The organism is Flectobacillus sp. BAB-3569 (assembly GCF_002270355.1).
GTDB classification, from domain to species: Bacteria; Bacteroidota; Bacteroidia; order Cytophagales; family Spirosomataceae; genus Flectobacillus; species Flectobacillus roseus.
On sequence record NZ_NJFZ01000003.1, the window covers coordinates 292,015 to 309,718 of the forward strand.

The window sequence follows — 17,704 nt, forward strand, 5'->3', positions numbered from 1 at the left end:
AAATGTGAGATTAAAGTTCAATAATACCTGCAACCTCAAATAAGATTGCATTGGCAGACACAGCAGTGCCTACGATTTGAGCAAAAGTGTCTGTACCAGCTACGGGTACGGTAGATTTTGGATCGCCAGCATTTTGAGAGAGGTAGACTGGTTGCCCAGGCGTTAGACCTGCATAGCCTGCATTGATGTTTCCGAAAAACACTTCTGCATTGGCACCATTGGCTACGGCTGTTTTTACATAACCAACCGCCATTTTGGCAATGTTTGTACTAACCGCTTTCACAGCTTTGCCAGTACCATCGATTGCAACGATGTTGTTTGCAGAAAGTGCCTCACCTGCAACCACAATCATAGATTCAGGACCTACGTTATCAGGCAAAAGCGAAAGGTCAATCTTACCAGCGCCATTGAGTTCTGGCACTTTGCCTGATTGAGCTGCAGTACCTCCAGCAACAGTAGTAGGTAAAGCAGATTTGTCGATTTTACCTGCACCATCCAGCTCTACTATTTTACTTGCGTCTCCAGCGCCTGTGGATACGGTAACCGATTTGACGACTTTTTGTCTACCTGTGACAGAGTCCCTAGAAATTAAATCCTTTGGCATTGTTAATCGTTATTTAGGATTATTGGTTGTGAAAAGTTAATATTGATTTCGTCTGGTGAAATAGAGTTACCTGCCGTTTGTGAAAGTCCTTGGTTGGGAGCTGTAGGGGTTAGTACTCCCATAGGACCGATAAACATAAGTGTGTTGGATGGTAGTCCCCAATTAGGTATTTCAGCCGTACCTTCGACCTGTATAAAACACTCTTGTCCTGCGGTAGCCGAATGGAGTGCAATACCTGTCGCTAGCCCATAGTTTTCAATATTATGTGAGTCATATCTATAGCTACGGTCTATACCATCATTCTCGTGAACTCTTACGACATATCCTCTGGTGATTTCCTCTTGAGCAATGGTACGTTTCCAACCGATGCCTTTCAGAACTATGGTACTTCCATTCTGGTTGATGACCTGTTTGGTAGAGTTGTCCAATTTATTTTGAATGTTTTCCACCAAACCCATCATACTTTTCTGGAACTGACTATTACTTTCTTCGAGTGTTTTTGAAAAATCATTGATGGCAGAGTTCTTATCGGGAATTTTAGAAAGTAGAGAGATGATATTTTTCCGAAAAAGAATAACCAACATCACGACTGCTACCAGAATGAAAGCAATAAGCTGAATGAGTTTATTCTTTTCTTTGCTTTTGTCCTTATCTTTCATAGGATTGATTTTTGGGGTAGCAGATGTTTGTTCTTTGTTACTGAAGCTTTTCTTAGTGTTTACTTTTTGCTATTCAACTTTCCTCCCAAGAATCGAAATATCAAGAAGACCACGAGGAATAATGACAAAATGAAAGCCAAGAATTGTAGGAGCTTTTTGGACTCAAAAGCTTCCAGTGGTACACCTTCTGAACTTTTCCTCACCACTATTTTACCCTGTACCATAAAAGCTTTGAACCATTGCCCAGCTCTTCTAAAGATTTGATAGCTTCTATCAAACAAATCAAGAGGCTTCTTGAGCAGTCCCAAATGATCGTATTTTGTACCAGCTACATGGGTCACGTTGAAATACGATGGATAGATAAAGTTGGTCACAAAGATGTCGTTGATATAGTATCCGATTGATGGATTCGCAATGGGGTCAGCTAGCTCAACTAGGAATTCAACCTCTTGGGTATTATCCTCAAAATCCTTTCCTCTCACGATTCTTTGTCCGTATGGGTCGATACACATTTCGATGATTTCCTCAGAAAGAACCTTTGTAAGGTGGTTTTGTGTGTATTCTTGTGTAACCCAATCTGTCAATCTTGCCTGAGCGTAGGGAATATTTGTTGTAGAATCATACCAATGTGTTCCGTTGAACTTGTTTTCTGTTTCCTCAAGGATTGATACTGTCCAAAAACCTGCTGGTATTTCTCCAAACGTCCGAAAAGCTCTTACCTCACCCGATACATCCCATTTGGGTGAAACATCTCTCTGGAGTTGAATTTGAATAGCCTTAGCAATTTGCTGGAGTAATTCATACGAGATTTTCCCTGTTTTGTCTAAGAGTGCAATCTTTCTATACTCCATTGGTTGCTGGTGGTGTTATTGGAGGTTTCTTCATCTTTCGAATCGCCCATCTAATTAGCCAGAATAGCAGGATAGGAACTAGGATAACCGTTGGCAGAAACCAGATGATGTTTTTCTTGAGAAAAGCTAGATACTTGTTTTCTTGCTCTTCTGGTGGAGTGCCCGCTGAATCACTACTAGAGTCGGCTTCTGAATCTTTTGTGTCTGTAGCTACCGTTTTGCTATTTCCCCCACCAAGGATTCCAAATAGCCCTTTTGCTACATCTAAGATTTTCCCAAAAGTGTTCCCTGAAGAGTTGGTATTCGTATTTGTCCCTCCAGATACAGGTGGTTTGTCGTCTTTTAAACTATCTAAGCTCTCCCAGTATGAAAGCGTACTAACGACATAGTAGGTTTCTCCATCTTTTGCTTTGAATTCTAAGAAAGTGTTTTTGTCTCCAGAAATTCCTTGAACGGTTCGACCAGTGAGCTCACCAAGGTACGCACCATAATAGGCAGCATACGCAAGGGATGAAATATCGGGAGCGATGAAGTATTCTGCATAAGCGACATCCTCCTTTACATATAAGTATTTTGCCATTTTTGTGGTGATTAAATGGGGCTACAACTTTAAGTTGTAGTCCTACAAATGTTACTAGTTAAGTAGTTGTAAAACAGCGCTTTTCTTTTTGTGTTCTTTTAAAAAAAGTTGTAGCCCTATGAATTTTGATAAACAAGTGGTTTGTATCCTAGCCCTCTAATCAACCTTCTTAATTGCAAAGGGCTAATCAATCGGGCATCGACTTTAGGTAAAGGAAATTGTGCTTGAGTAAGTGCTTCATAACACACTTCTGAGCAAAACTTATGCTCAGGGTTGTCCAGCACGGCAGTTCTATACACCATTCCTACCACTCCGATGGCATCATATTTCTTGCCTTCGTTTTCTACAAAATACTGATAGGCTTTTTCCCAATGCTGTGACCCGATTTGATAGACCTCATATCTTTTCGGGTCAATGGGTTCAAAGTTTCTAAACCCAACTCCTTGACTGAGCCATGCAGAACCTCGTCTCCACGCTCTTTCATCGAAAAGGATTTCGCAATGAACCCATTCTCCTTTGCCTCCCACTGCCATCATTCGTTGCCATAGGTATGAATCTTGGTTGCGGAAGCTTTCGAACAGTAGATACATTAGACTAGAATTCCTAAATCGTTTGTGACAATATCAAAACCACCGTGTTTACCTAGCGTGCGAAGGATGTAATCGTGAGCCTCTCCAGTAGTATTTGCAAGTGCATATTTCAAACTCTTACCAGCAATACCGTACTTCGTTTTTGCCGTTGCATCGCCTTTGTTGTAAGAAACTACCACAGAAGCTAAATCATCAGCGCCGTAGATATCCAAAAGGTTTGCTAGTTTTAGTGCTCCAATGTGAATATTCAGTTCTGCATTGTAGAGGTCGTTTAGGCTTGATTTCTTAGAGATTTCTACTAGACTTCTATCGAATTTATCGACTGCATCAATGATTTTTTCAGCACGAGTTTCGCCAAGGTTTTTCTTTAAAATAGCCTCATGAGCATCAGGAACATAGTTCTTATACTTCTTTGCTACTACGATGGTATCCGTTGCGGTGATTGGCATCAATTGCATGGCACCTCTTGCACCACTTGATGACTTTGAAAACTCAAGCTTTTCTGGGTCGATTTCTGTCACCATAACACCCCAAATCATCCACGTAGGTACTTTGGTTAGCTCCGAGGCGTGTGCCACGTAAGAGCCAAATTTTGGCATTAGGGTATCTTTGATGAAATTCGCCCATTTCTGACGTGAGGCAGCGTTAAACTTTGAGGCATCTGAATCGTCAACAAGCGGAAATGTACCTGCAACAGTTGGATTGGCAAATCCAGAAAAACCGATGGCTAGACTGTTTTCTACAGCACGATTGATGTTGAAAGTATGTACGGTATCAGCATTGTCAGCATACTGCAGATAGAAAGCATCATCTGTTTTGGCTAATGCTTCAGCCTCCGTTTTCTTTCGATTCAAGAAATAGTATCCACCGATGGCTAAAAGAAAAACGGTAAGAACAACAAGAAGAATTTTTGCGAATTTGTTCATTTTATAAAAACTTGGTTTTGCTACCAAAAAAGAATAACCGGGCTTGCTTAAATGCTAAATGCCAGGAATGAATTGGTAGCAAAAATCCAAGATTGACGGACAATTTTAAACTAGGGAATGTTGGTTTTGCTACCAATGATATTTTAGAATGGTTAGGTATCGGATAATTACTTGTTTCTAGCTTCTTGGAAAGCAATCCTTTTTGCCTCCTTACGAGATAGGTTATACGTAGTGACCTTTTTGACCTCTTTTACTCCAGAGCGACGTTGAAGCTCTTTGGCTCGCTCATCTACATCTGAAATAGAGATAGGCTTGTCAACAGCACCTAGCCCTTTGGCTTTTTTTAAGACCGAGAGCGTGAACAGCTCCGTTTTAGCGCCTTTTTTGCATTTGTACACTTCTTTATCATCTTCATGTTTACGTGAGACGATAGTATATGTACCTTTCTTTGATTTTAGCTCACCGATGTACTCTACTTGTTCATCGATGTCAAATCGGAAGCCTTTTTTCTTTTTTCCTAAAGAGAACATGATTTTTAAGGTATTTAGTGATTTGATTCTTTCTAAAGTAAAATATTAATCCAACCAGCATCGCTAATCCAAAAAACAGACCTGCAAGGATATACTTGAGTTCTATATCGGCTACGTAAAATCTTGTAGGATCCTCAGGAGTGAAGAGCAACTCTTTGTCATACAAGAGTGGTAAGCGCTTATCAAAGAATTGATTCATTTCTTTGACTGTAACGGCACCATCTGCATTGTAATCTAAAGCGCTATTACCTGAGTAAGCATCTGAGCCTTTTCTATAGAGTACATAGTTCTCAGCCTTTTTGAATGCGACTGGATAATGCACCAGCGCATAAAGCTCGTAGGCTGAATCGGGTGCTCCATATTGTTTCACTCGCATTCGTAAGTATTTGCGAACATAGTACAGATATTCAATTGGACTTAGCGTTTTCAAGTGCTCGACTGTGGTTTGCAAATCCTTTGCCGTAGCTTTAGTAATCTGTATATATCCAACAGCACCGATAGCATTGACGTTTGGAAACTTCATGCTTGACTCAGCATTGAAGACAAGCGTTAACCAGTTAGGGTTTTTGATACGAATTAGCGGATCGGAACAAATATCCCTAACCTCTTTTTCGAATGCGACTTTATCGACATTCCAACCTAGTTTGTTTAGACAGATTAGGGACATTTTACAATTGTAATTTTTAAAATGTTGCGTTAATACGCTTATTTCGATGTTTTTGGGGTCAAATTGTAAAAGCTTGCTTAAAAAGTTTTACGTTTAGGTTTTCCCCATAATCCGAAAAAAACACCTGCTTGATAGGAAACCCATACAATCGAAATCAGACCTGAAGTCATTGAAACGATGATAGAAGCGTATTGTAACTTTTCTGACACAAGCTCTTTTTCTTCCATATTATTTGGCTGAAGTAGCGGCTAAAACGGTTACTAATGCAGGGACAATAATCTTAGTAAGGTCGAGTACATTAGACCAAAAATCTCCTCGTTTCATGAATTTCTTCTTTTTTACTGGAGCTTTTTGAGGCTTTGGCTTCTTCGCATTTTGTGGTGCTTGTGGTTGAAAATCGGCTGAGTCACATACGTAATTTTGCTGGATGACAACCACCACACTAGGAGGTGATAAGGTATCTTGACTGAGGGTTTGTGAAAAACCTAGCATCGGAATGAATCCGAATAGTAAGCAAAAGATGATTTTTTTCATGCTATTTTAACTGCTTTAGAATTTCGTTATTTTGACTTGAGAGATGGTTGAATTGAGCCGTGAAGTCAGCCTTTTGTTCCTTGAGAGCCTGTTTAAGTTCGTTGATACCATTTTGCTGGTTAAGAGAATCTTTCTCTAGTACCGCAATACGTTCACCGTGCTTGTTTTGCCTCTCTTGAATGTCTTTGATTTCTTCCTGTCTTGCGTCAATTCTTTCCTTCGTCTCTTCAGTTTTTGTTCTAAAAATCCACACCACCAGAGCAACTATTCCAGATACAACAATCGGTGTGAAAATTTGCTCATAATTAACTTGTAGTAACATATTAGTGGTTAGTAGAATCGTACATTTGAGCTATCTTTCTTTTTGCCTCTTCAAAGGCTTTTTCTATTTCGCTATTTGAGCGCATGGACAATCGGTCTCTGGGTCTTCGGTATGGTTTTCTTGATGGCGTAGATGGATTCTGTGTTTTGGGTATTTTTTCTTCCAATCTAGCGAATGCCGTATCCGTCGCATCAAAATAGTCCAGTGTTCCGAATTCAGGGACTGTATCTAGTTCGGATAGCTTCAAGTCAGCCTTGTCAATATCGACTGTATCCTTTTTCTCTGGTGTTTCAATGCCTAATAGATTGTCCACTACTTGATATTGGGCATCAGAACAGGAGAGTAAACTAATGCCGATTAATGAGCCAATGATTAAGAGCTTTGACTTCTTTGCTGTTGAGCTTCCAGAACTCTTGGTAGTTGAGGATGATTGCATCTTGTTTTCGTCTTAGATGTGGGAAAATACCTTGTTTCCTTCGTGTTGGGTCGTAGGGAGAGCCTGTATTAAAGCCTCCAGTACGAAACCTTGTTTTGTCTCCTGCGATATTCCATTGGGTTACGACCTCAACGTGCCATTGGTTTTTTGACCAATTGAAAAGAGCAATATCACCTTTGACCACTGGCTCAGTGGTGATAGCTTTACCATGTCTTCGCTTAACTGCCGAAGCTTTGAGCCATGACAGCGCTCGTGGGGTGGCCATGACTGGAAGCCTGTTACACTTACCAATGTAAATGATTCCACTTGAGCAATAGGCTGAGCCTTTTGGCACACCTGCCGTTTTGTTGATTTTGTCGATAAGAAAGCCTCTATTATTAGGTCTTTCCAGATTATGATAGAGGCTTTTCATCGTGTCTACCACCGCTTGCCTAATCAGGAATTGGTGATTGGACTGGCTAAGTACATGATGGCAAATGAGAAAGCTTTGGCATATACCAAATACAAGGCTTGCTTTACCTGAAATTCGTCTGAGCAATTGAGAAACCATTTCGATATTAAGTTATGTTCGGGTGCTTCGTGATTGTTTCTGAATCGGTACACAACGCTCCAGTTGATAAGCAAGGAGACGTCTACAATGAGCCACATAATCGACCAGTGGTTGAGCTTGATAATGAAGTCAATCCAAGCCGAACGTACTGCCATTGAGATGTCTGTCCCCTCAAGTTTCACCAAGTGATTGAGATAGCTTGAAATAGCAAAGAGTGCCAAAGTGAATAGTGTGGTAAGAATCCATCGTCTTGCTACCGAGTACCCTTTGCCAAAGAATGGCTCAGAGGGTAGTTCAACTACGTCTTCCTCTAATTCTTCACCATCAATCTGGATTTCATTTGCCAGTTTTTTGGCGTCCTCAGCAAATCCCTTGAGTGTTTCCGCCTTTGTGAGATTTCCTGCTAAGGCTTCATGCCTTGACTGAGCCATGAAGGTTGCAACGTTGTCGAGAAGAGCCTGCCTTTCATCTATTTTTTGCTGTTTCTCAGCTTCTTTTTGTTCTTGTTGCAGTTGTTCGACTCGTTGCAATTCTAGCTCAGCATCTTGCTTTCTCTTTTCAGCTTGTGCCTTGAGTTCTTCGATATTGATATTTTTATCCAAATTCTTTCCCATTGCCATTGAGGATTTAATTTTTGAAGGATGATAGGGCAAACTTCATTGCCCAAAACATGAGGAATGCTAAAATGATAGCGAATCCTCCGAGTGCCAGAAACAGATAGAATGCGACATTCTTGATTGTTTCAGTTTCCATTTCTACGTTGGTATTTACGTCGATTTCAGGCTTTTTCTTGCCCGTAATGAAATCCTTGATTTCGTCGGTAGAAAGGATGTTGGCAAGGGTATCTAAGATGTTTGCCATTACTTTGCCTTGAGTTTTGTGAGCCTAGTAAGTACACTATCGTAGGCTGCAGTTGCGTAGAGCTTATGGTCAATAAACTCCGTTAAGAACGTCCCGTCTTTGAAGTATTTTCGGTTGTAGTCATTAGCTATCCAAATCAACTCCTTGTCAGTTAGTTCCTTTAGAGTATGGCACAAATCACGCATTTCACCATACCATACCTTACTATACCATGCCGTAAAATAGTTGTGAGCCTGTTCTACAATTACTTTTCCTGTGGTCTTTGTCCATTCCTCGAAGACTGACTTTTCCTGAGCCGTTGGAGGCTGGTATTCAGGGCTTGGTGCATCACTTGGAGGAGTGTTTAAGCCTTTGTCTTTACCGAGATTGAAAATAAAGTATCCGATAAGTCCAATGGGCACAAGAAACAAAAGGATGGCTGTGATGGGCTTTGTGACCAATAAGGTCTTATACCAGTTTAGCTTTTCTTTCATTTTTTTTGTCTTTATAAGCACGATAACTAGAATAGAAGAACAGACTAAAAAGCAAAAAGAAAAAGCCATACAAAACCACTTTCAAAATCCCAGCTCCAGTTGAATCGGAGATTCCAGATTGAGGGTCATCATCTTGGCTAACAATTACAGAGCTTGACTCTCCAGAGGAATCGACTTTTGGAAGGGCTTTTGACTGTGGCTTGCTATAAGATACATAATCACTAGCGACCCACCCGATTGCCTTCCCTTTGGCATCAAATACCTTCAAAAAGGTAATGGTAAGGTATTTCTTGGTGCTTTTGTCGGTGTATCCTACAATGTTACCATAGCTAACGATTTTCAATTCCTTCTTGAGTGTATTAGCTTCTGGTCGAAGTTTCACACCTGAGGTAGTATTGCAATACAAAGGAACTAGCTCAGTCTTTTCATCTGCTTTTTTAGGTTGTTCACCATTATCTGCAAATTCAAGTTCGCTTGGCTTGAACCATAAGTAGGTTAGGTACTTTTGATTGACAGCATCAACCAACAATGGCTCATCCAAATCAACTGCGGTATAGGCAACTGTTTTCTTCGTGGTTTTATCTACTACCGTAGTGGTTTGTCTAATCCTACCTAGCAAAGCGCCTTTGGGATACGTAATCACGCTTGGTTTGGCATCTGAAAAGATGAATGTCAATCCGTAAGCGGTTGTAGCAGAGACTTTCACAAGCCTTCCTTGAGCCTGCCTCGTGTCGGCAGTGGTCAGGGTGGTGAGATAATCGAGAAAGTTCATACTATTCATCCTTTTTTAGTTTGGGGAAAAGTTTTGAAAAAAGCTTAGAAAATCCTCTTACACCAAAAACTACGATGGTTACAAAGAGCGCCATGAAAATTGCGCCAATTACGAAGTCAATGAACGTGTAAGCTTTTTCCTTAGCTTCTTCCTTGAGTGTTTCCCTTACTTCATCTTTAGTCATCATGAGAAGATTTAAGGGTGAGAGAGCAAAGTCTTAGAAAATCAGGAGAGTACTTTGCTGACTCTCCTGATTTTAAATTTTTCTACTAGAATTTTTTACTTGTCAATGGGCTTCTTTTTCTTTCCGCCAAAGATTTTTTTAGCGACATATACACCACCAACGATAATCACAGCACCAATACCTGCTGCCCAATACCAAGCCATACCAAGGATTTTTATTGTGGTTGAATCAGTTGAAGCGTTAGCAGTGCCAGGATTATTGCTAGAGCCTGAACCAGAGCCAGAGCCATTACCCGAACCAGAATCGCTTGAACCTGAAGTATCAGTAATTTTCGTTACTGAAGTGATGTTCGTCTCGCCTAATGCGGTTGCGCTTTCACCTGTGAAAAGTACAGAAGATGCACCAAAGATATTGGCAACTACTGTGTTGTCAAGCGCACCAACTTCTGATGCGTCCGCAAACTTACCTGCAATCTCTGCTGATGCTCCTAATTGTACGAGATACTCCTTAGTCTTGAAAAACCACTTTTTAGAGGGGTTCAAGCTTGGTCGTGGGTCGAATACGATGGCAACAGGATCCGTAATGTTTGCTACCTTTAAGGCAGCGACTTGATAATTTATCGCAGCATCATTTGCATCGGTTGCTGTGAAGATTAGCTCACCTTCTTTAATGTCTGTCGAAGGGTGCTTTTTGTTGAATGTTAAAGCCATTTTGCTATGTATTAATTTAAAATGAGAGTGAATTCGTGGTTGCTTTAGGTTACAAAGGTTGTAGGAGTCGCATAAATCCTGACGCTAGTTTTCGCTCAAATACGCTGGAATACGCTCGAATACGGTGTAATTGGCTGTAGTGCGTTGATATTAGCTCTAGTACCTTCGGTTTTTGATAGTACTAATCCATTCAAGCCATTCATAGAACTTACCTTCGTCCTTCATAGAGTTGATTTCGAAGTCTGAGGGGTTGAGTTCTCTACAGAGATGTACAACCCATGCAGGGAGACACTTTCCTTTATAATCGTTCAAGTCTAGTTGATATTCATGCAATAGATAGTCTGCATAAACCGCCATTAAATCCATGTAGGACCTTAAATGCAGATTATGTTCCTTAGCTAATGTTGAAAGATAAACTAGGTCTTTGCGTGACACGATTATTTGTATAGGTTCCTAATAAATTGATGAATGTTGAAATCGGATTGTTCTACAATATCAACATCCTGCCAGTCGTCGTTGTATTCAGGGGGAATCCAGAAATAGCCCAAATAATTGATTCTAAATCGTCTATTACAGGGTGTTCTGAATTCCCTAAGAATGGCTCTTTGCATTCCAATTTGGTCATATTCCTTGTTTTTGATTTTGCGGGCAACCTCCGAAACCTCGACTAGCTTAGTTGTGGTGGATGTAGGGGAACAATCTCCAAGGGCTTTGTTCGAGGTCTGATTGTTCTTTTTTTTTGAGCTTCTTGAATGATTTGATTTTCTCTATCCTCAAGGTCTTTTTTCGTGACATTCTTGCTGATAAGCTTCAAAAAGACATAGACACCCAACAACGAACCTAAACCAATAGCAATCACTAGGATACAAAAGGTAAAAAAGTAGAATCCAAATTTTTTCATAAGTCAATTATTTGGTCTTGTAACAGAAGATATTCGTTCCCACTTTCGTCGGTGGCGATAAAGTAGCCATTGTCCTCTTTGAAACTTAGATTTTCGTTCGGTAGAAGTATCCTGTAAGCCAAATTCATTTTGTTGGGAAATATCCTTTCTTTGTTTTCCAAAGTGACCTCTTTTTGTGCTTGGATATACAAATCACGTGGATATATATCATCTGAGAATTTCTGTTCATTGGACTGCTTGACAATGGCTCTTTGGAAATACTGCCAAAATGAGGGCGGTACATATTTGTATTGATGATAGATAAGAAATACATCGTTACAATTAATTCTATTGTACGCCAAGAGGTCAATATACTGTGGAAAATTTCTTACGTTCCCAGTTATACGAGAGCCCACATCATCGAGTATGGTGATGGCATTCTTCAACGTAAGTGCCTCCTGACAAAAGTCCTGAACCCTTCTGCCTCTATCTCTTACGACTGCCCAACAGTAATAATCCTCCTTACTTGCCCCAAAGCTTTGAATTTCATCGACTGTAATGACTTTGTAGTTCGGTAGCACAAAATTGGGGTTGATGAAACCTATGGCTTTCCTAATACCTGCTGGCTCAAAAGACTCATGAAACATAGGATCATATATCAGCACCTTTTTGATAAGTTTCATCTGCATTGCCATTGCTTGGATGATATAGGCAAGCTGAAGCACTGTTGTGGTCTTAGCGGTTTTTTGAGCACCGACAACAAGCCAGTTGAAGGCTTGTTGTTCAGCATTAGGAGGACTATTGGACAGGGCTTCTTGTATTCGTTTGTACAAGTGATAGTCCATAATTGTCTTAGCTACCAAGTAGCTGGTTTTTGAGTTCTTGTCGGAATACTTTTGGTACTGACTCCAAAATAGTATCAATATTGGTTTCGAAGTATTCTTTGGTTTCGCTTGACCATTTTTCGAAACATTGATTGATGGCGTCTTTTACTTGCTCATGTGAATGTTTTTCAGCATCATAAGCTAAATCCTTGATTCTGTTGGCTGATACTGTGACACAAACACCATTGGAGTGCTCATGAGAAACTTCCATATTGATACAATGCTCCTGAATGGCTTTTGTCTTTTCTTGAAGTGCTATTGGGTTTAATCCAAACATAGTTTTAGATAATATGTGTTAAAATGAGTTCAATGAATTGTCCAAGCTTCTCCATGTTAGGTTTTCTTGTTAGTGAATTTTTCTAAGAGTTGCTTACCATATTCCAGAGCGGGCTTTTTGTATTTGAGCGCCTTATCCACCAACATATCAGCACCAAGCTCGTAAATCGGCGTGGTCATAATAGTTGTGTACATACTGATAATATCCATTTCCGAGATCATCTGGTGTTTACCAGCCATGTACTCAAGTCGGTACTTTTGGAAGAGAGTATCTTCAAGCAACTCCAGTAAATCTTCTTCAATGTTCGTAGTGAGCTTGGTGAACTCTTTAAGTTTAATCTTGTTTTGCAAAGCGACTCTAATCTCGTCAGGCAAATCAGTGATTTCATCGATTTCATCAATGTCGTTTTCCTTTTCGTAGTCCTCAAGCTTTTTCTCTTCATCCAAATCCTTAACCACCATGGTGAACAGTACACGCATGGTCACACCCTTTTGGCGTAGCACGGAACAGATTCTTCGAGCGTTAATCTTTGCTTCTTGTCGAAGGTTCTTTTCCACCTGCTCGATGGGTGCTGCGAATGTAGCCTGTACTGGAGCAATGGTTGCCTGAGGATAATTGACAGAAGGTTGTTGTTGATACGGATAACTTTCCTGAGAAATTTCGCTCGTTTGTTGTGGAGTACCCGCCAAACCAAATAGTCCAGGACCTTGTGCAATGGCATTGATATTTTGGGCAAACTGCTGTGTGGATTCAATTGCGCTTTTGCCCTTATTGAAAGTATTTTTTAGATTCTCAAACATGATGTTTTATTTTTTGTCTAGTCTTTCGAATGCGTCTATAATAGCTTTTCCGATTCGCGTACTCTTAAAAAACTTCTTTCCCCAAAGCATGGTAGCTGTCCAGATGTTCTCTTTAACACGTGATTGAAAAGCTGAGGATGCTTGCAAGTATTTTTCCTCCAGTTGCTTGGTTTTCTTCTTTCTCCAACTCCATCGAAATTTTGTTTGAGCATAATGCTTTTCCACTGAGTGCATAATCAATGGTTCTAATTGAAGCCCTTGAGTAGTCAAAACCCCTTGCTTGATAAGCATCTCGAAAAGCGCCTTCAAATGGACTTGATTGAACTCCTCTGTCTTAGAAATCTGATTACGATATTGGAGGTTATTAAGTGCCTCCTGAAAGAAGGCATCCCAAAAAGCTGTGTCTCCTTCATCGTAGATTTTGCATACCTCCAAGGGTGCATGAGTGGCATCATCTATGTCAATTACCGCTAGTACTTTCATGTTTTTCTAAGAGTTCGGCAAAGTATTCAGGAGTATAATCTCTCTCCCTAAAATGAGGTTCATTAGCAAGTTCTGCCGCTATTCCAAAGACATATTCCAAGCCCTTAAGTAGTTCATCAAACTTTATGGACAATGCCTGATAGCTTGCCGTGTTCTCCTGTTGAGAAGCTTGTACAAGCGATAGTTTTTCGTACTGACTGCGATAATAAATTGCTTCCTGTTGTGCTTGCTGAAGCTGTGTTTCGAGTTCTTCAAGACGAAGCTTAATAGCGAACGAGCTTTGCGTCTGAATTTCTGGTTTTTTATCTGGTTGTTCCCCATCATATTGATTGTCGTTAACGGCGTTAACGCCATGTTTTACTTCGTTAACGCTAGCGTTAACACGTGTAAACGGCTGGTTAACAGCGTTTACACTATTTTCAGCGCTTTGAGTGAGAGGGTGTGGGGGCGTTAACGCCATTTTGGCTAAACCTGTAAAAAAACCTCCTTTAAAAAGTCCTGAAAATCCAGTTTTTGGCTTTCATTTTGTCCTTTTTCTCGGTTTTGAACTACCTCATATAGCTCAGAAAGTTCAGGTTCTGACAGACAGATATGAACTTTATGGGAATCATAATCAAGCCTGTTGATGTAGAGGAAAGTTCGGTTTAAAATCAGGTAGTTTAGCAAGGATGATAGCCCTTCAAATCCGAAAACACTAGCTTCAACTTCAAGATTTCGTTTAGTCTGTTCAGGTACTCTTGCCCCAATACCGACACGTGCGATATCCTCCATGATTAGTAAGGTTTTGAAATTTCCGCAATGAGTGTTACAGGATTTGAAATGACATTATTGTCTTCATCTTCAGTGTCAAAAATATTGACAGCAAGACCTAAATCATTAAGTTCCTTAGAGAGTGTATTGATAGCAGAGAGGTGTTGTCTTAATTGTTCAGACTTCTGATTTCTGATTGCTTCATCTTGTACATTTACTACAATATCAGTCATGTTCGTAGTTGTTTAGAAGAGAGAAAAAGTGTATTTTTGATAGTCTTTTCCAGAGATACTACAAAAACCTCACTCATCCTCTCTTTAGTTAGCATCTGCCTTTTTTTGTAAAGGTGTGATGGCTACACTTCGTACGCAAGCCCTGATACGCTTTTGAAACACTAATGAAACGCTTTTGAAACAATTCTAACTTTAGACCAATGAGAGGTATTACAAAAAAGAAATTAGGACTATACTTAATTGCGAAAGTAGAGCTACATTTAATCGCCACATTAACAAAGGGGGACTCCGCACAAAGCTTCCATCATTTTTTTATGAACGTAACACTTTTTATGGGGAGGAAATAGCGCTTTTGGAGAGGGTGTTTCAGGTAAGGCTATGTGTAAATTAGTTACGAAATCCAATGCCAATTTACAAAAGCCTCTAAACGAATTTAAGAGGCTTTTGTAAGTTAATTATACTAGCTATAACTAATCACTGGTTTCCACTTGCTTAGTGCCAATCAATAAAAGGACTATAAAAATAATTGGTGCAAGGAGAAATAGTAAGAACATATTCAATAAGCTCTTTTCTTTCACGATAGGCATTTTAATATCTCTATTTAAAGAAAATGGCTCATTAGTACTGTGTACTAACAACTCTGCAAAATCCTCTGCTGCCTTAGTCTCTCCCTCCAGATTTAGATGTAGTTTATCCTCTAGTCTATACTCATTTCCATATTTATAGATGTCTGGTCCTTTCACTACATTTTGGTTTTGCTCAATAGCCATCAATGTACCATCGACAATGCCTTTGTGATTATCGACGTCGGTAGCGGATGTTGCTAGCATAAATGGTAAATTAGGCAAGTTGCTTTCTAGTCGTGCGGTATCAATAATCGTTTTATAGTGTTGCGCTATTTCGTCAGCAGAATTGGTAAGAGCCATATCGTTATCACCATGTATGCAGAGTATTCTCTTAATGCCTGTTTGAGGGATGATGTACTTTAAGACGTTTAGCAACTTGATGATAGGCATCCTTCGAGATGAATCAACAAATGAATGTGCAAAGGGCTGTTTGAGCGCTGAAAGCTCCCACTGCTTGAGTGTAGAGCCACCGAAACCAGCATTGATAAATGCTACAGGACAATTGTTTTTTGAAGCTAATAAATCCCCTAATTTTCCCCATATCCCTCTTTTTTGCCAGAACTCAATATCATCCTTTATATTTAAGTAGTCAGTCGCCGTAGATTCGCTAAAATCTTTTAGAGATATAAATGCAGTATCAGTGTAATAATATTGATTTGTCATATCCTTAAAACTTGATGCAGGGATAATGACACGTTCATCTTTACAATAGTTAGCTCCCCATCCAACAGTGAAGCTATGTCCAATAATTGTATAAATATCTCCTACTGCTATGATAATGGAGGCATTTTCTTTGTTATTACTAATCTTAATTTCGTAGAGACCTTTTTCAAGCCTAATGTAAGTAAGAAATTCATTTGTTGTGGAAGTGACCTTTTTCTCATAAGCAACCCCACCATTGATAGGCGTAGCGATGATTTTCAAGGTTTTATTTCCATTTTCTATAATACCATTTAAGGCTATAGTCGCATTATCAGTATTGTCACGCTGAAAGGGTTGTTTGTTTTTTGGTGATATGATTTTCATTGGTTATTATTTGAGAGTGGTTGATTTTTGCTATAATACTTAAATTCTAAAACATTGAATGATATAAGAAAAATAGATGAATAAAACACTGACACATCGGTTTGAACAAAGAAAGTTAAAATGAAGAATATTAAAATTGATAGGAATATCCCTACAAAAGTCATTAAGTAAACTAAAATTGCCATTTTATTATTATCAACCATTGGTGAACCCTGTAGAGTGGCTGAATTCTACAGGGTGTACTTGCTAAAAATCTTCCTTAAGGGGTTGTTGTAGCATTTCGACCAGTAGTTCATTCTCTAAATATCCGTTGATAACCAGATTTGGGATACTACTATATTAAAGCATTTAGAGAGGGTTTCCATAGCTTTATGAATTTGAAATTCCATAGTCATGTTGGTCAAACCAATGCTGCAAATGTGAATGGAAGAGCGATGCTACAATTAGGCTTGGGTCGATTCTACTTCCATTTATTTCTGTTTTAAGCTTTTGGAACACTCTCTACAAGTATAAATCTCTGAACATTTGAAGGACGTTGTTTCTCCGCAGTCCTTTGAACATATTTTACATTCTAACTTAAACATCATAGGAATATCTGAATAGAAGTCTGAAAGACTTCTATAAGAATAAAATGGGCCATCGTATATTTTGAGTGGCTTAGAAACATCTAGTTTCAGATGCCAGATGAAATAAATAGTTTTGTATGTGCACTTATAAACTCTTTCTAATAAGAGCCAAATTGTATCTCGAGTAAAAAGGAGAATTTTACGAATTAAAATGAATAGATATTTCATTAGACTTATATTTATTTGCAATACGTTAGAATCCAGTTATTAAGCATTTTAATATGTGAGAGCTTTTCCAAATCTGCTTTGATATAAGGTTGTTCCTCTGGGACATCATCAGAACCAGCTATTGTATCCTCAAGCCCATATTCAATCTGATAGGTACATTTTTCATAGATTTCTAAAAACATTTGCTTCTCCAGCTTATTAAGTTTCGCCATCTTCAGATAAATTAAATTGCTACCAATTTTCAGAGCTCTACGTTGTGGCCGCAGAGCTGATCCGTTTGAAATTGGTAGCAAGAATGAAGTAAAATCGACTAAAGTATGTACTTGGTTGGTACTATTGCTATCGTAAATTCTTGTTGTGTGGAATATTGGCATTGTAGATGACAGCATATTTTACAAACCAGAATGCTAGAAAGAATGGATACCAAATAAAAAAAGTTATTCCTATAAGATGACCAGTAGATTTACTGTTATTTGGATCGTCAAAAAATGGCTCTAAGCTTTCTATTTCAACACCAGACTTGCATAATAACCAGATAATTGGTTCAAATACTAAACCTGCTATACTATAAATAAGTACCAATGGTAATGGAAAAAAAGTAAAGGCTATTACCCAAATACAACCATACAGAAAAATGAATGGAGATAATATTACCCTGAGCAACAACTTGCCTGTACTTTGGTACGATTGCTTATTTGTCAT

The 17,704-nt window shown here is 39.2% G+C and carries 31 protein-coding genes; all 31 read right to left on the reverse strand.

All coding sequences use genetic code 11. The annotated features are described in order from the left end of the window. Positions 1–10: 10 nt before the first annotated feature. The 31 genes from BWI92_RS02000 to BWI92_RS02145 all read right to left on the reverse strand — a co-directional run bounded on the left by BWI92_RS02000 (position 11) and on the right by BWI92_RS02145 (position 17,704). On the reverse strand, positions 11–604 hold the full coding sequence (locus BWI92_RS02000; RefSeq protein ID WP_095160447.1) for a hypothetical protein: 594 nt from the start codon (positions 602–604) through the stop codon (positions 11–13). A 2-nt stretch (positions 605–606) separates the two neighbouring features. Then, positions 607–1,263: a hypothetical protein gene (locus BWI92_RS02005; protein ID WP_095160448.1), complete on the reverse strand. Its 657-nt coding sequence runs from the start codon at positions 1,261–1,263 to the stop codon at positions 607–609. Positions 1,264–1,322: 59 nt separating this feature from the next. Continuing rightward, a complete protein-coding gene (locus tag BWI92_RS02010) occupies positions 1,323–2,114 on the reverse strand; it encodes a hypothetical protein (RefSeq protein WP_095160449.1) in 792 nt (263 codons plus the stop codon). Then, positions 2,104–2,694, reverse strand: a complete 591-nt coding sequence (locus tag BWI92_RS02015; RefSeq protein ID WP_095160450.1) for a hypothetical protein — start codon at positions 2,692–2,694, stop codon at positions 2,104–2,106. Before BWI92_RS02015 ends, BWI92_RS02010 begins: the two co-directional genes overlap by 11 nt. A 116-nt stretch (positions 2,695–2,810) precedes the next feature. Then, positions 2,811–3,284, reverse strand: a complete 474-nt coding sequence (locus tag BWI92_RS02020) for a hypothetical protein (protein ID WP_095160451.1) — start codon at positions 3,282–3,284, stop codon at positions 2,811–2,813. Then, positions 3,284–4,210 carry a transglycosylase SLT domain-containing protein gene (locus BWI92_RS02025; protein WP_095160452.1) on the reverse strand — a complete coding sequence of 309 codons (927 nt, stop codon included), beginning with the start codon at positions 4,208–4,210 and terminating at the stop codon, positions 3,284–3,286. The genes BWI92_RS02020 and BWI92_RS02025 overlap by 1 nt, the downstream gene beginning before the upstream one ends. Positions 4,211–4,377: 167 nt before the next feature. Beyond that, positions 4,378–4,740: a hypothetical protein gene (locus tag BWI92_RS02030; RefSeq protein WP_095160453.1), complete on the reverse strand. Its 363-nt coding sequence runs from the start codon at positions 4,738–4,740 to the stop codon at positions 4,378–4,380. Beyond that, entirely contained in the window at positions 4,700–5,407 is a 708-nt protein-coding gene (locus BWI92_RS02035) for a transglycosylase SLT domain-containing protein (protein ID WP_095160454.1), read from the reverse strand. Before BWI92_RS02035 ends, BWI92_RS02030 begins: the two co-directional genes overlap by 41 nt. A 77-nt stretch (positions 5,408–5,484) precedes the next feature. Beyond that, on the reverse strand, positions 5,485–5,634 hold the full coding sequence (locus tag BWI92_RS27160; protein ID WP_166579890.1) for a hypothetical protein: 150 nt from the start codon (positions 5,632–5,634) through the stop codon (positions 5,485–5,487). Between the two features lies 1 nt (position 5,635). Next, complete coding sequence (locus BWI92_RS02040; protein WP_095160455.1) at positions 5,636–5,941, reverse strand: hypothetical protein; 306 nt, start codon at positions 5,939–5,941, stop codon at positions 5,636–5,638. 1 nt (position 5,942) lies between these two features. After that, positions 5,943–6,263, reverse strand: a complete 321-nt coding sequence (locus BWI92_RS02045; RefSeq protein WP_095160456.1) for a hypothetical protein — start codon at positions 6,261–6,263, stop codon at positions 5,943–5,945. Position 6,264: 1 nt separating this feature from the next. Beyond that, a complete protein-coding gene (locus tag BWI92_RS02050; RefSeq protein WP_141234671.1) occupies positions 6,265–6,699 on the reverse strand; it encodes a hypothetical protein in 435 nt (144 codons plus the stop codon). Next, entirely contained in the window at positions 6,611–7,111 is a 501-nt protein-coding gene (locus tag BWI92_RS02055) for a hypothetical protein (RefSeq protein ID WP_095160458.1), read from the reverse strand. The genes BWI92_RS02050 and BWI92_RS02055 overlap by 89 nt, the downstream gene beginning before the upstream one ends. A gap of 23 nt (positions 7,112–7,134) precedes the next feature. After that, entirely contained in the window at positions 7,135–7,863 is a 729-nt protein-coding gene (locus tag BWI92_RS02060; protein WP_141234672.1) for a hypothetical protein, read from the reverse strand. 13 nt (positions 7,864–7,876) lie between these two features. Continuing rightward, entirely contained in the window at positions 7,877–8,110 is a 234-nt protein-coding gene (locus BWI92_RS02065; RefSeq protein WP_095160460.1) for a hypothetical protein, read from the reverse strand. After that, positions 8,110–8,583, reverse strand: a complete 474-nt coding sequence (locus BWI92_RS02070) for a hypothetical protein (RefSeq protein WP_095160461.1) — start codon at positions 8,581–8,583, stop codon at positions 8,110–8,112. Before BWI92_RS02070 ends, BWI92_RS02065 begins: the two co-directional genes overlap by 1 nt. Further along, positions 8,558–9,355 (reverse strand): hypothetical protein, encoded by a 798-nt coding sequence (locus BWI92_RS02075; protein WP_141234673.1) that lies wholly within the window; start codon positions 9,353–9,355, stop codon positions 8,558–8,560. Before BWI92_RS02075 ends, BWI92_RS02070 begins: the two co-directional genes overlap by 26 nt. Before the next feature lies 1 nt (position 9,356). Next, the gene (locus BWI92_RS02080; protein ID WP_141234674.1) at positions 9,357–9,542 is read right to left on the reverse strand and encodes a hypothetical protein; all 186 of its coding nucleotides are present in this window, start codon (positions 9,540–9,542) and stop codon (positions 9,357–9,359) included. Positions 9,543–9,634: 92 nt separating this feature from the next. Continuing rightward, positions 9,635–10,249, reverse strand: a complete 615-nt coding sequence (locus tag BWI92_RS02085) for a hypothetical protein (RefSeq protein ID WP_095160464.1) — start codon at positions 10,247–10,249, stop codon at positions 9,635–9,637. A gap of 156 nt (positions 10,250–10,405) precedes the next feature. After that, the gene (locus tag BWI92_RS02090) at positions 10,406–10,684 is read right to left on the reverse strand and encodes a hypothetical protein (RefSeq protein WP_095160465.1); all 279 of its coding nucleotides are present in this window, start codon (positions 10,682–10,684) and stop codon (positions 10,406–10,408) included. 232 nt (positions 10,685–10,916) lie between these two features. Beyond that, positions 10,917–11,150, reverse strand: coding sequence for a hypothetical protein (locus tag BWI92_RS02095; RefSeq protein ID WP_095160466.1), 234 nt, complete (start codon positions 11,148–11,150; stop codon positions 10,917–10,919). Then, positions 11,147–11,974, reverse strand: coding sequence for a hypothetical protein (locus tag BWI92_RS02100; protein ID WP_141234675.1), 828 nt, complete (start codon positions 11,972–11,974; stop codon positions 11,147–11,149). The genes BWI92_RS02095 and BWI92_RS02100 overlap by 4 nt, the downstream gene beginning before the upstream one ends. A 7-nt stretch (positions 11,975–11,981) precedes the next feature. Beyond that, on the reverse strand, positions 11,982–12,290 hold the full coding sequence (locus BWI92_RS02105; RefSeq protein WP_095160468.1) for a hypothetical protein: 309 nt from the start codon (positions 12,288–12,290) through the stop codon (positions 11,982–11,984). Between the two features lie 56 nt (positions 12,291–12,346). Further along, complete coding sequence (locus BWI92_RS02110) at positions 12,347–13,090, reverse strand: hypothetical protein (RefSeq protein ID WP_095160469.1); 744 nt, start codon at positions 13,088–13,090, stop codon at positions 12,347–12,349. Positions 13,091–13,096: 6 nt separating this feature from the next. Then, the gene (locus BWI92_RS02115; RefSeq protein WP_095160470.1) at positions 13,097–13,573 is read right to left on the reverse strand and encodes a hypothetical protein; all 477 of its coding nucleotides are present in this window, start codon (positions 13,571–13,573) and stop codon (positions 13,097–13,099) included. Further along, positions 13,551–14,033 carry a hypothetical protein gene (locus BWI92_RS02120; protein WP_095160471.1) on the reverse strand — a complete coding sequence of 161 codons (483 nt, stop codon included), beginning with the start codon at positions 14,031–14,033 and terminating at the stop codon, positions 13,551–13,553. The genes BWI92_RS02115 and BWI92_RS02120 overlap by 23 nt, the downstream gene beginning before the upstream one ends. A 5-nt stretch (positions 14,034–14,038) precedes the next feature. Next, positions 14,039–14,344: a hypothetical protein gene (locus BWI92_RS02125; RefSeq protein ID WP_095160472.1), complete on the reverse strand. Its 306-nt coding sequence runs from the start codon at positions 14,342–14,344 to the stop codon at positions 14,039–14,041. Positions 14,345–14,346: 2 nt separating this feature from the next. Continuing rightward, on the reverse strand, positions 14,347–14,556 hold the full coding sequence (locus tag BWI92_RS02130) for a hypothetical protein (protein WP_095160473.1): 210 nt from the start codon (positions 14,554–14,556) through the stop codon (positions 14,347–14,349). A 470-nt stretch (positions 14,557–15,026) separates the two neighbouring features. Next, on the reverse strand, positions 15,027–16,208 hold the full coding sequence (locus BWI92_RS02135) for a sialate O-acetylesterase (protein WP_095160474.1): 1,182 nt from the start codon (positions 16,206–16,208) through the stop codon (positions 15,027–15,029). 805 nt (positions 16,209–17,013) lie between these two features. Then, positions 17,014–17,184, reverse strand: a complete 171-nt coding sequence (locus BWI92_RS27165) for a hypothetical protein (protein ID WP_176464335.1) — start codon at positions 17,182–17,184, stop codon at positions 17,014–17,016. 157 nt (positions 17,185–17,341) lie between these two features. Further along, positions 17,342–17,704 (reverse strand): hypothetical protein, encoded by a 363-nt coding sequence (locus BWI92_RS02145; RefSeq protein ID WP_095160476.1) that lies wholly within the window; start codon positions 17,702–17,704, stop codon positions 17,342–17,344.

Excerpts from the sequence above, each read along its gene's own strand:
- BWI92_RS02095 (WP_095160466.1), bottom strand. The coding sequence starts at position 11,150 with ATGAAAAAATTTGGATTCTACTTTTTTACCTTTTGTATCCTAGTGATT.
- BWI92_RS02055 (WP_095160458.1), bottom strand. The coding sequence starts at position 7,111 with ATGAAAAGCCTCTATCATAATCTGGAAAGACCTAATAATAGAGGCTTT.
- BWI92_RS02130 (WP_095160473.1), bottom strand. The coding sequence starts at position 14,556 with ATGACTGATATTGTAGTAAATGTACAAGATGAAGCAATCAGAAATCAG.
- BWI92_RS02050 (WP_141234671.1), bottom strand. The coding sequence starts at position 6,699 with ATGCAATCATCCTCAACTACCAAGAGTTCTGGAAGCTCAACAGCAAAG.
- BWI92_RS02015 (WP_095160450.1), bottom strand. The coding sequence starts at position 2,694 with ATGGCAAAATACTTATATGTAAAGGAGGATGTCGCTTATGCAGAATAC.
- BWI92_RS02080 (WP_141234674.1), bottom strand. The coding sequence starts at position 9,542 with ATGATGACTAAAGATGAAGTAAGGGAAACACTCAAGGAAGAAGCTAAG.
- BWI92_RS02070 (WP_095160461.1), bottom strand. The coding sequence starts at position 8,583 with ATGAAAGAAAAGCTAAACTGGTATAAGACCTTATTGGTCACAAAGCCC.
- BWI92_RS02100 (WP_141234675.1), bottom strand. The coding sequence starts at position 11,974 with ATGGACTATCACTTGTACAAACGAATACAAGAAGCCCTGTCCAATAGT.
- BWI92_RS02105 (WP_095160468.1), bottom strand. The coding sequence starts at position 12,290 with ATGTTTGGATTAAACCCAATAGCACTTCAAGAAAAGACAAAAGCCATT.
- BWI92_RS02085 (WP_095160464.1), bottom strand. The coding sequence starts at position 10,249 with ATGGCTTTAACATTCAACAAAAAGCACCCTTCGACAGACATTAAAGAA.
- BWI92_RS02010 (WP_095160449.1), bottom strand. The coding sequence starts at position 2,114 with ATGGAGTATAGAAAGATTGCACTCTTAGACAAAACAGGGAAAATCTCG.
- BWI92_RS02135 (WP_095160474.1), bottom strand. The coding sequence starts at position 16,208 with ATGAAAATCATATCACCAAAAAACAAACAACCCTTTCAGCGTGACAAT.
- BWI92_RS02120 (WP_095160471.1), bottom strand. The coding sequence starts at position 14,033 with ATGGCGTTAACGCCCCCACACCCTCTCACTCAAAGCGCTGAAAATAGT.
- BWI92_RS02000 (WP_095160447.1), bottom strand. The coding sequence starts at position 604 with ATGCCAAAGGATTTAATTTCTAGGGACTCTGTCACAGGTAGACAAAAA.
- BWI92_RS02030 (WP_095160453.1), bottom strand. The coding sequence starts at position 4,740 with ATGTTCTCTTTAGGAAAAAAGAAAAAAGGCTTCCGATTTGACATCGAT.
- BWI92_RS02145 (WP_095160476.1), bottom strand. The coding sequence starts at position 17,704 with ATGACAAATAAGCAATCGTACCAAAGTACAGGCAAGTTGTTGCTCAGG.
- BWI92_RS02115 (WP_095160470.1), bottom strand. The coding sequence starts at position 13,573 with ATGAAAGTACTAGCGGTAATTGACATAGATGATGCCACTCATGCACCC.
- BWI92_RS02045 (WP_095160456.1), bottom strand. The coding sequence starts at position 6,263 with ATGTTACTACAAGTTAATTATGAGCAAATTTTCACACCGATTGTTGTA.
- BWI92_RS02035 (WP_095160454.1), bottom strand. The coding sequence starts at position 5,407 with ATGTCCCTAATCTGTCTAAACAAACTAGGTTGGAATGTCGATAAAGTC.
- BWI92_RS02075 (WP_141234673.1), bottom strand. The coding sequence starts at position 9,355 with ATGAACTTTCTCGATTATCTCACCACCCTGACCACTGCCGACACGAGG.
- BWI92_RS02025 (WP_095160452.1), bottom strand. The coding sequence starts at position 4,210 with ATGAACAAATTCGCAAAAATTCTTCTTGTTGTTCTTACCGTTTTTCTT.
- BWI92_RS02065 (WP_095160460.1), bottom strand. The coding sequence starts at position 8,110 with ATGGCAAACATCTTAGATACCCTTGCCAACATCCTTTCTACCGACGAA.
- BWI92_RS02110 (WP_095160469.1), bottom strand. The coding sequence starts at position 13,090 with ATGTTTGAGAATCTAAAAAATACTTTCAATAAGGGCAAAAGCGCAATT.
- BWI92_RS27165 (WP_176464335.1), bottom strand. The coding sequence starts at position 17,184 with ATGTTTTTAGAAATCTATGAAAAATGTACCTATCAGATTGAATATGGG.
- BWI92_RS02040 (WP_095160455.1), bottom strand. The coding sequence starts at position 5,941 with ATGAAAAAAATCATCTTTTGCTTACTATTCGGATTCATTCCGATGCTA.
- BWI92_RS02060 (WP_141234672.1), bottom strand. The coding sequence starts at position 7,863 with ATGGGAAAGAATTTGGATAAAAATATCAATATCGAAGAACTCAAGGCA.
- BWI92_RS02125 (WP_095160472.1), bottom strand. The coding sequence starts at position 14,344 with ATGGAGGATATCGCACGTGTCGGTATTGGGGCAAGAGTACCTGAACAG.
- BWI92_RS27160 (WP_166579890.1), bottom strand. The coding sequence starts at position 5,634 with ATGGAAGAAAAAGAGCTTGTGTCAGAAAAGTTACAATACGCTTCTATC.
- BWI92_RS02005 (WP_095160448.1), bottom strand. The coding sequence starts at position 1,263 with ATGAAAGATAAGGACAAAAGCAAAGAAAAGAATAAACTCATTCAGCTT.
- BWI92_RS02020 (WP_095160451.1), bottom strand. The coding sequence starts at position 3,284 with ATGTATCTACTGTTCGAAAGCTTCCGCAACCAAGATTCATACCTATGG.